A 13,594-nucleotide genomic window follows, 5' to 3' on the forward strand; every position below is an offset into this window, starting at 1 on the left:
AAAACCGGAGCCTTTGGATGAAACGCGAAGAATTGACCCGTTACCTGGAGGATCTGCTGGAGCCGGGGCGCTTCCGGGATTATTGCCCAAACGGCCTGCAAGTGGAAGGACGCCACGAGATCAGGCGCCTGGTCGCCGGTGTCAGCGCCACGCAGGCGCTGCTCGACGCCGCGGTCGAGCATGCCGCCGATGCCATTCTGGTCCATCATGGCTGGTTCTGGCGGGGCGAGGACGGCTGCGTGACGGGAATCCGCAAGACCCGCCTGCGGACGCTTCTGCTCCATGACATCAACCTCTACGCCTTCCACTTGCCGCTCGACAGCCATCAGGAACTGGGCAACAACGCGCAACTCGCGAAACGCCTCGACTGGATCGCCGACGGCCGTTTCGGCGAGCAGGAACTCGGCTGGCTCGGCCACCTGCCGGTGCCCCTGCCTGCCCGGCAGCTTGGCGAGCGCGTCGCGCTCGCGCTGCAGCGTCCTCCCCTGCTGCTCGGTGACGGCGAGCGTCTGGTGAGTCGCGTTGCCTGGTGCTCGGGCGCGGCGCCGGGGATGTTCGAAGCCGCGATCGCACTTGGCGCCGATCTCTATCTGACTGGCGAAGCGTCGGAGCCCAGCACGCATCTTGCACGCGAGTCGGGGGTAACCTATCTCGCCGCCGGCCACCATGCCAGCGAGCGGTATGGTGTCATGGCGCTGGCCGCACACCTCGGCGAACATTTCGCTCTCGACTGTCGCTTCGTAGACCTCGACAATCCTGTCTGAATCCGATGAGGAACAACCATGAGCTTTGTTTTCCCACCCCCGCCGCGCGTCACCCTGCCGGTGACCGGCAGCGATGCCCTGTTCCCGGTACGGCGTGTCTATTGCGTCGGGCGAAACTACGCCGATCACGCCATCGAGATGGGCGCCGACAGCCGCGAACCACCTTTCTTCTTCAGCAAGCCGGCCGATGCGCTGGTTGCCGGCGGCGGAGACGTGCCCTACCCGCCCCTGACCGGTGACCTGCAGCACGAAGTGGAACTGGTGGTTGCTCTCGCGGCCGGTGGTGAGCGGATTCCGGTGTCACAGGCACTGGACTGCGTCTTTGGCTATGCCGTCGGGCTCGACCTGACACGGCGCGATCTGCAACAGCGGGCGAAGGAAAAAGGTCATCCCTGGGACATGGCCAAGGGCTTCGACCACAGTGCGCCGATCGGCGCCATCACTCCACTGGCTACCAGCGGCCACCCGCTGCATGGAGCGATCCGGCTCAGGGTCAACGGTCAGCTGCGACAGGACGGGGACCTCGGGCAGATGTCATGGAAAGTGGCCGAGATCATCACCAATCTGTCGACCTATGTCCACCTGCAGGCGGGTGACCTGATTTTCACCGGCACCCCGGCCGGGGTATCGACGGTGACCCGCGGCGACCTGCTCGAGGCGACGGTGGCCGGCGTCGGCGAGCTGACGGTGAGGCTGGTCTGAGATGACGAACGAGCCGCAGGTCGCCGCCTGTCGGCACCGGCACGCTCGCTCGGGGCAACGTCGGCGACCCGCTGGACGGATCGGCCAGACCGCCGCGATGATTCCGATCCCACATCACGGAGAACGCTCATGAGCTTCCCTCGCATCCTGCCCGCCCTGCGTCGCGGTTCCTCCCGCTTCAGCTGCACGCTGGCCACGGCGCTGGTCGTCGTTGCAGGCAACGCGTCGGTCCTTGCCGAAGGAATCGAAGCGCCAACGAGGGGACAGACAGTCTATGTGCCGATCTACTCCGAGGTCAGGCACGGCAACGTCGCCGCCACCGGCAAGACCGACGTTACCCTGCTGTCGGTTCTGGTGAGTGTGCGCAACACCGATCCGCTCAATTCGATCCGCGTCATCTCGGCCAATTACTACAGCACCGAAGGCGTCCTTCTGCGCAACTCGCTGCCCGCTCCGCGGGTCATTCCGCCGTTCGGCACCCTCGAGCTGTTCGTCGAACAGCGCGAAAATCTGGGCGGCTCGGGTGCCAACTACGCGATCAAGTGGGACGCCACCGTACCCGTATCGCAGCCGACGATCGAGGCCCTGCATTCACGTTTCCAGGCGGGCTATTCGGTCGCTTTCATTTCCCGTGGTCGGGCAATTTCCGAGCCATGAGCCCCGTTCTCCGCGGCGCAGCCTGCCCGGGCGCGATCTGACCCGCACGGGCCCTGACCATGTCCGGCCGCGCGCAACCGATCAGGCTGACGGCAACGCCCGAGGACCAGCGAATCGCGCAGCTCGCCGCGGTCGCGATCGGCCTGTCACTCGTCGACGCGGCGATCCCGTTGCCGCTGCCGGGTGTCAAACCGGGCCTCGCCAACATCGTCACGCTGATCGTCCTGGCGCGTCACGGCTGGGCCGCCGCCGCCTGGGTCACCGGCCTGCGCGTTGTTGCCGGCAGCCTGTTGCTCGGGCACTTCCTGTCGCCGGGCTTCTTCATGAGCGTCAGCGGATCTGCGTGCAGCCTGATCGTCCTGGCGCTGGCTTGCCGCCTGCCGCGCCGCAGCTTTGGCCCGGTCAGCTGGAGCATCGTCGCGAGCTTCGCCCACATCGGTGGCCAGTTGTTGCTGGCGCGCCTGTGGCTGATCCCGCATGATGGGCTGTTCTACCTGGTGCCGCTCTTTGCTTGCGCTGCGCTGGTTTTCGGCATCATCAACGGCGTCATCGCCGCCCGCCTTGTGAGCGAGCCAGCAATGCCGCAGAACGGAGTGACCAGTGCCTGAAACCATCTGTCTCGCGCTCACCGGTGCCTCGGGCATGCCCTACGGGCTGCGCCTGCTCGAATGCCTGCTGACGGCGGGCTGCCGCGTGCAACTGGTCTACTCGCAGGTGGCGCAGATCGTCGCCCGCCAGGAAATGGGCATCGACCTGCCGGCCCGCGCCAGCGAGGCACGCACTCTGCTGCAGGAACGCCATCGCGGCCTGCCGGGACAACTCGAGGTCTTTGGCCGCGAGGAGTGGTTCGCGCCGCTCGCCAGCGGGTCGAACCCACCCGACGCGATGGTCGTCTGCCCTTGTTCGATGGGTACACTGGCGGCGATTGCCCAGGGACTGGCGAGCAAACTGATCGAGCGTGCCGCCGACGTCGTCCTCAAGGAAGGCCGCAAGCTGATCCTGGTGCCACGTGAGACGCCTCTGTCGACCATTCACCTCGAAAACATGCTGCGGCTGGCACGCGCCGGTGCCATCATCCTGCCACCCTGCCCCGGCTTCTACCAGAAGCCACAGGAGGTCGCCGACCTGGTCGACTTCGTCGTCGCCCGCATCCTCGATCAACTGCGCGTCCGGCACTCGCTGCAACCCCGCTGGGGCGATCCGGCGCCGGACCGGTGAGCCCTGCGGCGGGCGAAGCGGATCTGCCGCCCAGCGCCGGCGCGTCGACGCTGCTGGTGCTGGTATTCTGCGGCGCCGAGGTCTTTTCGATGGCCGGCTTCGCGCTGGTGCCGTCGCTGCTGCCGCGGCTGTCGCAGGACTGGTCCCTGTCGGCGACGGCTGCCGGCTGGCTGGGTGGCATCTTCTTTCTCGGGTACATCCTCGCCGTACCGCTGCTCGTGAGCCTCACCGACCGCGTTGACGCGCGCCGCATCTATCTCGCCAGCGCCGCGCTGAACGGGCTCGCCCTGGCGGGTTTCGCCCTCCTTGGCAACAGCTTCGTCGCCGCGCTGGGCTGGTGGTGGCTCGCCGGTCTGGCCCTGGCAGGGACCTACATGCCCGGACTGAAAGCGCTGACCGACCGGCTGCCGGCAGCGCGGCAGTCGCGTGGCACAGCCTTCTATACGGCCACTTTCGGCGTCGGCGCCGGTCTCTCGTACCTCTGGATCGAACTGACGCAGCGCCATCTGTCCTGGCCGCTGCTGTTTGCTCTGGCCGCTGCTGCCGCCGCCGTGGCGGTTCTGCTGGTCTCGCTCGGTGTGGCACCGGTCGCCAGCCGCCCGTCGCCCCACGATCGCGCCACACACTGGCGCCTGGTGCTCGGCGACCGGCGCGTCCTCGCGTTTTGCGGCGCGTACTTCGGTCACAACTGGGAGCTCTTCGGCTTTCGCGCCTGGCTCGTCGCGTGCCTCGTCTGGAACCATGGCCGACTCGCCGATCCCTGGACAGCGATGCCGGGGGTGGTGGCCGCGCTGGCGACCTTTCTCGCCGTTCCTGCGAGTGTCCTCGGCAACGAGGGCGCGCACCGCTGGGGGCGCAGCCGCTGGCTGCGGACCGTCATGCCTCTGTCCTGCGCGCTGGCGCTCGTCGTGGCTGGCGCAAGCGACCGTCCGGGGCATGTCCTGGTGCCGCTGCTGCTGCTCTACGCAGCGACCATGAACCTTGATTCGGCAGCGCTGACCGCCGGCCTGATCAGCGAGACGGCGAGCGACCGCCGTGGTACGGCTCTCGCTCTCTACTCGGCGATCGGCTTTGCCGGCGCCTGCATTGGTCCGCTGGTCTTCGGCATCGCGCTCGACGCCTGTGGCCGCGCCGATCCGGCCGGCTGGGCAGCCGGCTTCGTCAGCCTGGCGGTCGGCGTCGGTTTTGGCCGCTGGGCCATCGGCAGACACACGCAGGCGAGGGCAGCCAGCGGACGCTGACGGGCGCCCCGCTTTCTTGCCTTCGCTGACGAAGTCCTGCAGTATTGGCCCATGAGTCAAGGGACAGCGCATGCCATTGATCGCCGCCAGCGCAGGATGCTGCTGGTCTGGCTCGGTTGCCTGCTGCTGGCGGTGCTGCTGTTGCTCGCCTGTCAACTCTGGTCGAGCTATCACGAGCAGATGCGCGAGGCCGAGACGAAGACCCGCAATTACGCCGCGATCTTCGAAACCCGCCTCGACGCCACCCTGCGCCGGACCGATGCCGTTCTTCACGGAATGCTCCGACTGCTGCCCGCCGCGGCCATGCGCCTGCAGGCCGTCGACCGGCATGCGCGGCAAGTGGGGGACGAACTCGACCTGCGCCTGCTGAATTTCGACGAGCTCGTCGGCCTGCGGGTGTTCGATGCCGAAGGAAGGCTCCTCTACAGTTCCGACCGCGCGAGGACACCGCGTATTGAGGTGAGCGACCGCGACTACTTCATCGCACACCGGGACGACCCGCAGGCGGGGCTTTTCTTTTCCGAGGTGATCGATTCGCGAGCGACCGGCCGACCAAGCCTGATCGTCGCGCGCGCCCTGCGCGACGATCAGGGCGTCTTTCTCGGAGTGGTCAGCGCCGTGCTCGATCTCGCCCGCTATCAGGAGATCTTTCGCGCCGTCGATCTCGGCCAGCAGGGATCGATATCCTTCCGGCGCAGCGACGATCAGCGCCTGGTGGTCCGCTGGCCGCACATTCCGGGCGAGGTCAACAGGACGCTGTCGCCTGAACATCCCGTCCGTCAGCAGATGAGCCGCGGGGCAAGGAGCGGCACGCTGCACTTCGCGTCCCACACCGATGGCATCGAGCGCATCTACAGCTATCAGCAGCTCGAGCATTACCCTTTCTATTTCATCATCGGCGCCAGCCGTGACGAGCTTCTGACCGGCTGGCGAGAGCGGGCATTGGTCGTCGGCATGTCGGCTCTGCTGCTGCTCGCCTTGTTCGCCACCCTGCTGCTGCGCCTTTGGCAGAGCGAGACGCGCGAGGCGGCAGTCCTCGCCGACCTGATGCGCAGCGAGAGCCTGCAGCGCGCCAAGGGCGAGCGGCTCGCCGTATTCGAGCGGCTGGCGGAAAACGCCAGCCAGGGAATCGCCATGCTGCACGCGGACGGTGAGCTGAGCTACGCCAACCCGGCACTGCGCCGGATGCTGGACCTTCCCGACACGGCGGCTTGCGGCGACTACTCGCTGACCCGTTTCTGCAGCGCGGAGAATGCACACCGGCTGCAGCAGCTTGTCCTGCCCGCAACCGTCAGTGACGGCCAGTGGAGCGGGGAACTCGAATTGCTGTCGCTGCATGGTCGTTGCATCCCGGCTCTGCACACGCTCTTCGTGGTCCAGGGTGGCGACGGCGGGACGGCGATCGTTGCCGATCTGCTGGCCGATCTCAGCGAACGTCAGCGGATGGAGCAGCGCAATCGGCAGCTGCTGGCTGAAATGGAAACCCTCCTCAGCAATGCGCTCGTCGGCATCGTTCACCTGCGGCAGCGGCGAGTCGTTTCGTGCAACCGGCGGCTCGAGGAGATTTTCGGCTATCGGGCGGGTGAGTTGATCGGTGAATCGTCCGAGTGCTTTTACCCCAGCCACGATGTCTTCGTCAGGATCGGCGAGCGCGCCTACGCGGTGGCTGGCGAAGGGCGCGACTTCAATACCGAACTGACGCTCCGCCGCAAGGACGGCAGCCTGTTCTGGGGTGCGCTGACCGGCCGCGCGATCGATCCCAAGCGGCCACACGATGGCAGCATCTGGGTCTTCGCGGATATCTCCGAACGCCAGCAGGCGGAGGAGGAGTCGCGCAACCTCCTGCAGGCGGTCGAACAGAGTCCAGTCACCATCGTCATCACCAATCGTGACGGCGACATCGAGTACGTCAATCCGAGCTTCACCCGTGTGACTGGCTATTCCCGGCTCGAAGCCATTGGCCAGAACCCGCGCATCCTGAAGTCCGGCGATGTCTCGGGCGAGGTTTATGCGAGCTTGTGGCGGACGCTGCGCGAAGGCAAGGTGTGGACCGGACTGCTGCACAACAAACGCAAGAACGGCACGCTGTTCTGGGAGAGCGCTTCGATCGCGCCGGTTTTCGGCGATCACGGCGAGGTGACGCACTACCTGGCGGTCAAGGAGGACGTGACCGAGCGCCTGCTGGCCGAGAAGCAGCTGCGCGAAAGCGAGGAGGCGTTCCGGCGGCTCTTCGAAGACGCCAAGGATCCGCTGCTACTGCTCAAGGAGGGTGCCTTCATCGACTGCAACACGGCCACGCTGGAGCTGCTCGGGTACCCGTCCAAGGAGGAGCTTGTCGGCTGCAGTCCGGATGACATTTCGCCGCCCTATCAGCCGGATGGCCAGCCATCGAATGACAAGGCGCGAGCGATGATGGCCGCTGCGAGCCAGTTCGGCTATCACCGTTTCGAGTGGACGCACCAGCGCCGCGAAGGCAGCGCGGTCCTGGTCGAAGTCACCCTGACACCGATCACGCTGCGCGGCGAGGTGATCCTGCACACCCTCTGGCGCGACATCAGCGAGCGACGCCTGACCGAGAAACGCCTGCGCCTGCTGGCAGCGGTGTTCGAGAACAGCGCCGAGGCGATCATGGTCAGCGACCGTGACAACCGCATCGTCGAGGTCAACGCCGCGTTCTCCAGGCTCACCGGCTACGGCGCCGACGAGGTTCGCGGCAACGACCCGCGCCTCCTGTCGTCGGGACGCGCGTCGGCGGACGAGTACCGCGGCATGTGGCAGGCGATCACCAGCAGCGGCCACTGGCAGGGCGAAATCTGGGATCGGCGCAAGGACGGCACGGTGTATCCGAAGTGGCTGTCGATCTCGACGATTCGTGGCGTTGACGGCAGCGTCGAGAATTACATCGGCAGCTTCGTCGACATCTCCGAGCGCAAGGCTGCCGAGGAACGGATCCGGCACTTGGCGCACTTCGATACCCTGACCCAGCTGCCCAACCGCTCCAATCTGCAGGGCCGCCTCGAGCAGGCGCTGGCTGCAGCACGGCGCGAAGGCGCGAATTGCCCGCTGGCAGTCATGTTCCTTGACCTCGATCGTTTCAAGAACATCAACGATACGCTCGGCCATCACGTGGGCGATGCGCTGCTGCTAGAAGTGTCGCAGCGCCTGACGGGGAGTGTCCGCGCCAGTGACATCGTCGCCCGACTGGGTGGCGACGAGTTTGTCGTCGTGCTGTCGCGCGCCGACGCCCTGGCTGCCGAACGCGTTGCGATGAAGATTCTGCACGCATTGTCGCAGCCGTACCAGATCGACGGGCAGGGCATGCACACGACCTCGAGCATCGGCATCGCCGTCTTCCCTGGTGATGGCGACACGGTCGAGGTGCTGATGCGCAATGCGGACGCAGCGATGTATCACGCCAAGTCCGCGGGACGCAACAACGTCCAGTTCTTTACCGCCAGCATGAACCAGGCTGCCAGGGACCGGCGGCAGCTCGAAGAGGATCTGCACCTGGCGCTGCAGATGAATCAGTTCGTTCTCCACTATCAGCCACAGGTCGATTCGCGGCGCCGGATCTTCGGTGCCGAGGTTCTGCTGCGCTGGCAGCATCCACAGCATGGTCTGGTGCCACCCGGGAAGTTCATCCCGCTGGCCGAGGATACCGGCCTGATCGTCCCCATCGGCCAGTGGGTGCTGGCGAGCGCCTGCGCGCAGCTCGCCGCCTGGAGCGGTGACGGCCGTGCCGGCGAACTGCAGGTTGCGGTAAATGTCAGTGCACGCCAGTTCCGGCAGGCGGATTTCGTTGACCAGCTGCACGGGCTGCTGCAACGCAGCCGGGCCGACCCGACGCGGCTCAAGCTCGAGCTGACCGAGAGCCTGGTGCTCGACAATGTCGCCGACACGATAGCCAGAATGAACGCCATCAAGGAGCTCGGGGTGACCTTTTCGATGGACGACTTCGGCACCGGCTACTCCTCGCTGTCCTATCTGACCCGACTGCCACTCGATCAACTCAAGATCGACCGCGCCTTCGTCAACCGGTTGCCGGACAACCAGAGCGATGCCGTGATCGCGCAAACGATTGTCACGATGGGGCGCAGCCTCGGCCTGAAAGTGATTGCGGAGGGGGTGGAGACTGCAGCGCAGTGCGAGTTTCTCGATCGCCATGGCTGCCACGGCTACCAGGGCTTCATGTTCGGCCGCCCGGTACCGGTGGAGGAATTCAGGCAGTTGCTGGGCCACGCTGACGACTGACGGCGTGGGCGGCGACTGCTGCCGGGGCGCGCGAGCCGACGAGGACACGATGTGGCAACGAACTAGGAGACGGCGTCGCTGCGATCTTCAGGTGGGCGCAGGGACCGCAGCAGGCGCATGATCGGCGTCGGCAGCGCCGCCTCGGCGATCCGCTCCAGCGGCAGCCATTGCCAGCGATCCTCGCCTGCCGCGCGGCCAATGATCTGCACGTCAGCGCGCAGGATGGCGAGGGTCAAACGGAAGTGGGTGAAGCGGTGATTGATTGCGGGCAACTCGGTCGTCGCCAGCAGGCGGCAGCCGTGGCGCTGTGCCAGCGCGTCAGCCGACCCTGCCGCGAGTTCCGGCAGACTCAGCAGGCCACCCCAGATGCCGCTCGCCGGACGGCGCTCGAGCAGCACCTGGCGCCCGTCGGTGAGCATGATGACGCTTTCCCGGCGCTCCGGCAGCGGCTTCTTCGTCACCCTGCCAGGCAGCTCAGCCTGCCGCCCCTGCTGCTTCGCGCTGCACACCGATACCAGCGGACAGCGGTTGCAGGCGGGCTGGCGGTGGACGCACACCGTTGCTCCGAGATCCATCATCCCTTGCGTATAGGCTTCGATGTCGGTCGCCGGCAGCAGTGCTTCGGCGAGGACCCACATCCGGCGCCGATCGGCGGCGGGGGAAGTGCTGTCGTCGAGGGCAAAGCATCGCGCCAGAACCCGCCGCACATTGGCATCGAGGATGGCCGCACGGCGACCAAAGGCAAAGACGCTGATCGCGGCCGCTGTCGAGCGACCGATTCCCGGTAGGCGCGCGTTGATCTGCGGGTCGCTGGAGAACTGGCCACCATGCAGCCGCACGACCGTCTGCGCGCAGCGGTGCAGGTTGCGCGCGCGGGCGTAGTAACCCAGGCCCGCCCACGCTTCCAGGACACTCGTCAACGGTGCCGCGGCGAGCGCCTCGAGAGTCGGAAAGCGAGCGCGGAAACGCTGATAGTAGGGAATCACCGAGCGCACCTGCGTCTGCTGCAACATGATCTCGGACAGCCAGACATGGTACGGGTCGCGCGTCTGCTGCCAGGGCAGATCGTGGCGCCCATTGGCCTTTTGCCAAGCCACCACCCGTGCGGCGAACCCGCTGCTGACGGCGACCGCGGCGTTCATCGGCGGCAGCATCGACGAGACGGCACAGCGGCCCGCGGCCTGCGCGGACGCCGCCAGCCGGCAGCCCTGGTCAGCATGCATTGCTCCGCCGCAGACCCACGCATCAGCGCCGTGTCGACAGCGGCCGACGACAAAGCCATAATGGACGTCCATTCCGTTCGTCAACGCAGCTTCTGCGGCGCACTCGGTCGAGGAAAGGGGCCGGGCAACAAGCGCATGACGACTGACCCCGGCCAGCCCGGCTGCCGTGTCGCATCTTGAAAGCCACCTCCTTGCCGAAGTCTCCCATCCTAGCATGCCGCCGCTGCGTCACCCGACCGCGTAATGCGTCCGCCGCTTGATACCCCGGAAGGCGTCGAACTCGGCGACCCCGTCGCGGCGCTCCTGCGTCCAGAGTCGGCATCTGATCCGTCCCTGACGTCGCGCGAGATGACCTGCCGAGCCTTTCGCGATGCGCTCGGCGGCTTTGCCACGGGAGTCACCGTCCTCACGACGCTGGCGCCCGATGGGCAGCCACTCGGGGTGACCATCAGCTCGTTCAACTCGGTGTCCCTGCGGCCACCGCTGATTCTCTGGAGCCTTGCCTGCGACTCGCCGCGCCTGGAGGCTTTTCGCCGCTCCCGGCATTATGCGGTGAACGTCCTTGCGGCGGACCAGGAATGGATTTCGGATCGCTTTGCGAGCCGGGATGCCGATCGTTTTTCGGGCCTGCACACCATTGCCGGAATGGGCGGCGTGCCCTTGCTCCAAGGGTGCGCCGCGTGCTTCGAGTGCAGCAGCGAGGCCCATTATCCGGGCGGTGACCACATCATCTTCATCGGCCGGGTCAGCCGTTTTTCGCGCAACGAACTGGCCGAACCGCTGATTTTCCACGGCGGACGCTACCGGGTTCTGAGCAACGCTTCCTGAGCACCGCGGCTGCAGTCGGCACGACGCTGAACCGCCTAGTACCTGCGGCCATGGCGCCGGCAATGACGCGGCGAAGTCGGGCGAAAGCCGGCGATTATCATTGCTTCCGCGCGACCGCCTGCGCCCATGGGCGGCAAACACGACGCCATGCCGGCCGCCGACCACAGGCGGCGGCATCTGGGGACGAATGCGCGTCGCCGACAGGTGTTTCGCCGCCGCTTGCGACGAATTCCACGATACGACCATGTGCCGCCCACTATCGTCGCCTGCCCGCTCCATTCCGTCAGACAATGTTTGCAATCATTCACCAGTCGTGTATAAATGCGACTTTCTCAAGGAGGAGTATATGGCTAGCTACAAGGAACTGCTTGCGCAAAGGGCACTGCTGGAAAAACAGATTGAAGAGGCGCGCCAAGCGGAGGTTTCCGATGCCATTGCGCAGGCAAGAAAACTGATTGCCGAGCATGGCCTGACTGCCGCCGACCTCGGTTTCAAGATCGCTGGCGCTGCGGCACCAGCCAAGGCAAAGGTCGCAGTGGCAGTCAAGTACCGTGGCCCCAACGGCGAGAGCTGGTCGGGTCGTGGCAAGGCCCCGAACTGGCTCACCAGTCTCGAGAGCGACGGCCGCCACCGCAACGAGTTTCTCGTCTAAGACTCCCGACAGCAGTTGCCGGACTCGTTGGTTGGCGCCTTCACTGGTCGTCGACCGTGGGTCCCAACTGCCTTCTGCGCCGGGCCGCTGGCAGCTGGCGCCTTCAGGGCAGGCAGCTGCCCTGAAGGCGATTATCCGGACACCGGTCGCAAGCGGTTGCCGTCCGCTGGCAATGGCAATAGCGGATTTCCCCTTGACGACAAGGAGCCGGAAAAATGAACGTCCTGGTGACGGGGGGCTGCGGCTATATCGGCTCGCATGCCTGTGTTGCACTGATTCTCGCCGGCCACGAGGTCAGCGTGATTGACGACCTGTCGAACAGCCGGGTCGAGGTTCTCGACCGAGTGGCGGCAATAGCCGGTCGCAGGCCATCCTTCTTTCAGGGTGATGTGCGCGATCAGAACCTCCTGCGACGGGCTTTTGCCAATGGCCAGATTGCTGCCGTCTTCCATTTTGCAGGTCTCAAGGCCGTTGGCGAATCCGTCGCACAACCGCTGCGCTATTATGACTGCAACGTTGGTGGAGCGATTTCCCTTTGCCACGCCATGACCGAGGCCAGGGTGAGAACCCTGATCTTCAGCTCGTCGGCTACCGTCTATGGCGATCCCGCTTCAGTGCCGATCAGCGAGGGTTTTCCGCGTTCGGCGACCAATCCCTATGGTGCCAGCAAGCTGATGATCGAAGACATCCTCGCGGACCTGTGCGCTGCCGACGCAGACTGGCGGGTTGCTCGGCTGCGCTACTTCAACCCGGTTGGGGCGCACGAGAGCGGCCTGATCGGCGAGGCACCCAACGGCGTTCCCAATAACCTGATGCCTTATGTGGCGCAGGTCGCACAAGGAGTCCGACCCTACCTGAACGTGTTCGGCAGTGATTACCCGACGGCCGACGGGACCGGGGTCAGGGATTACATCCATGTGATGGACCTGGTCGACGGACACGTCGCGGCACTCGATTATCTGTGTGAGCATAAGGGGCTGCTGACGGTGAATCTCGGTACCGGCTGTGGTTACTCGGTACTCGACATGGTGCGTGCCTTCGAGTCGGCGAGCGGTCGACCGGTTCCCTATGTCCTCGCCCCGCGCCGGCCCGGCGATGTCGCGTCGTGCTACGCCGATCCCGCCCTCGCCGCCAGCCTGCTCGGCTGGAAGGCGCGGCGCGGCATCGAGCAGATGTGCAGCGATGCCTGGCGCTGGCAGACATGCAGCGCTGTCGGCTGAAACAGGCAGATGGCGACATACGCCATCGGTGACATCCAGGGCTGCCTGGATTCGCTGCTGCTGCTGCTCGACAAGTGTCGCTTCGATCGCAGCCGGGACCGCTTGTGGCTCGTCGGCGACCTCGTCAATCGTGGCCCGCACTCCCTCGAAACGCTGCGTTTCGTGCGTGGTCTCGGTCCTGCTGCCACCACCGTGCTCGGCAACCATGACCTCTACCTGCTGATGGTGGCAGCGGGGCTGGGCCGACGCGGGAAGGGGGACACGCTCGGCGAGGTTCTTGCCGCACCGGACCGCGACGAACTGCTCGACTGGTTGCGACAGCAGGAGCTGTGCCACCTTGAGGACGGCTTCTGCCTGGTCCACGCCGGGCTGCTGCCGCAATGGACGACGGCAGCCGCGCGGGCGCTGGCGGCAGAGGTCGAGGCTGCGCTGCAGGGACCATCCTGTGACGAATTCCTGGCCAACCTGTGGGGCAGCGAGCCGCTTTGCTGGAGCGATGAGCTGCAGGGCTGGCCCCGCCTGCGGGTGATCGTCAACGCCATGACCCGCATGCGCTTCTGCTCGCTGAGCGGGGCGATGGACCTGAAGACCAAGGGAGAAGCAGCGGACGCACCCGCGGGTCACCTGCCGTGGTTTGACATCCCCGGGCGACGCAGCGCCGACGCCGTCCTGGTCATCGGCCACTGGTCGGCGCTCGGTCTGCGCATCGAGGACAAGCTGCTGGCGCTCGATTCCGGCTGTTTCTGGGGCCGTCACCTGAGTGCCGTTCGCCTGGAGGACCGTGCCGTCTTTCAGGTCGATTGCTCGACCAGCGAGGGTCAGGTCTGATCCAGAGCCG

Annotated in this window: 12 protein-coding genes; 11 read left to right on the plus strand and 1 reads right to left on the minus strand. The window is 66.0% G+C overall.

Going from position 1 to position 13,594, the window contains the following annotated elements; genetic code table 11:
* Positions 1-17: 17 nt before the first annotated feature.
* The 7 genes from HT579_21920 (at position 18) to HT579_21950 (ending at position 8,833) form a co-directional block, all read left to right on the plus strand.
* The gene (locus HT579_21920) at positions 18-764 is read left to right on the plus strand and encodes a Nif3-like dinuclear metal center hexameric protein (protein QKS31350.1); all 747 of its coding nucleotides are present in this window, start codon (positions 18-20) and stop codon (positions 762-764) included.
* Positions 765-782: 18 nt separating this feature from the next.
* Entirely contained in the window at positions 783-1,466 is a 684-nt protein-coding gene (locus HT579_21925; GenBank protein QKS31351.1) for a fumarylacetoacetate hydrolase family protein, read from the plus strand.
* Positions 1,467-1,595: 129 nt separating this feature from the next.
* Entirely contained in the window at positions 1,596-2,123 is a 528-nt protein-coding gene (locus HT579_21930) for a DUF3124 domain-containing protein (GenBank protein QKS31352.1), read from the plus strand.
* A 59-nt stretch (positions 2,124-2,182) separates the two neighbouring features.
* Positions 2,183-2,731, plus strand: a complete 549-nt coding sequence (locus HT579_21935) for a Gx transporter family protein (GenBank protein ID QKS31353.1) — start codon at positions 2,183-2,185, stop codon at positions 2,729-2,731.
* Positions 2,724-3,341 (plus strand): UbiX family flavin prenyltransferase, encoded by a 618-nt coding sequence (locus HT579_21940; GenBank protein ID QKS31354.1) that lies wholly within the window; start codon positions 2,724-2,726, stop codon positions 3,339-3,341. The genes HT579_21935 and HT579_21940 overlap by 8 nt, the downstream gene beginning before the upstream one ends.
* An 89-nt stretch (positions 3,342-3,430) precedes the next feature.
* Entirely contained in the window at positions 3,431-4,582 is a 1,152-nt protein-coding gene (locus tag HT579_21945; GenBank protein ID QKS31758.1) for an MFS transporter, read from the plus strand.
* A 51-nt stretch (positions 4,583-4,633) separates the two neighbouring features.
* On the plus strand, positions 4,634-8,833 hold the full coding sequence (locus HT579_21950) for a PAS domain S-box protein (GenBank protein QKS31355.1): 4,200 nt from the start codon (positions 4,634-4,636) through the stop codon (positions 8,831-8,833).
* A 62-nt stretch (positions 8,834-8,895) separates the two neighbouring features.
* Here the strand turns inward: HT579_21950 and mutY are convergent, their stop codons facing one another.
* Positions 8,896-9,975: an A/G-specific adenine glycosylase gene (gene mutY / locus HT579_21955; protein ID QKS31759.1), complete on the minus strand. Its 1,080-nt coding sequence runs from the start codon at positions 9,973-9,975 to the stop codon at positions 8,896-8,898.
* Positions 9,976-10,404: 429 nt separating this feature from the next.
* Here mutY and HT579_21960 point away from each other — a divergent pair, with 429 nt between their 5' ends.
* From HT579_21960 to HT579_21975, 4 genes are all read left to right on the plus strand, one after another.
* Positions 10,405-10,884 (plus strand): flavin reductase family protein, encoded by a 480-nt coding sequence (locus HT579_21960; GenBank protein QKS31760.1) that lies wholly within the window; start codon positions 10,405-10,407, stop codon positions 10,882-10,884.
* A gap of 346 nt (positions 10,885-11,230) precedes the next feature.
* Complete coding sequence (locus HT579_21965) at positions 11,231-11,536, plus strand: H-NS histone family protein (protein ID QKS31356.1); 306 nt, start codon at positions 11,231-11,233, stop codon at positions 11,534-11,536.
* Between the two features lie 215 nt (positions 11,537-11,751).
* Entirely contained in the window at positions 11,752-12,756 is a 1,005-nt protein-coding gene (galE, locus tag HT579_21970) for a UDP-glucose 4-epimerase GalE (GenBank protein QKS31357.1), read from the plus strand.
* Between the two features lie 9 nt (positions 12,757-12,765).
* Positions 12,766-13,584, plus strand: coding sequence for a symmetrical bis(5'-nucleosyl)-tetraphosphatase (locus HT579_21975; GenBank protein ID QKS31358.1), 819 nt, complete (start codon positions 12,766-12,768; stop codon positions 13,582-13,584).
* Positions 13,585-13,594 lie beyond the last annotated feature (10 nt).

Origin of the sequence: Candidatus Accumulibacter similis (genome assembly GCA_013347225.1) — a bacterium.
Taxonomy (GTDB): domain Bacteria; phylum Pseudomonadota; class Gammaproteobacteria; order Burkholderiales; family Rhodocyclaceae; genus Accumulibacter; species Accumulibacter similis.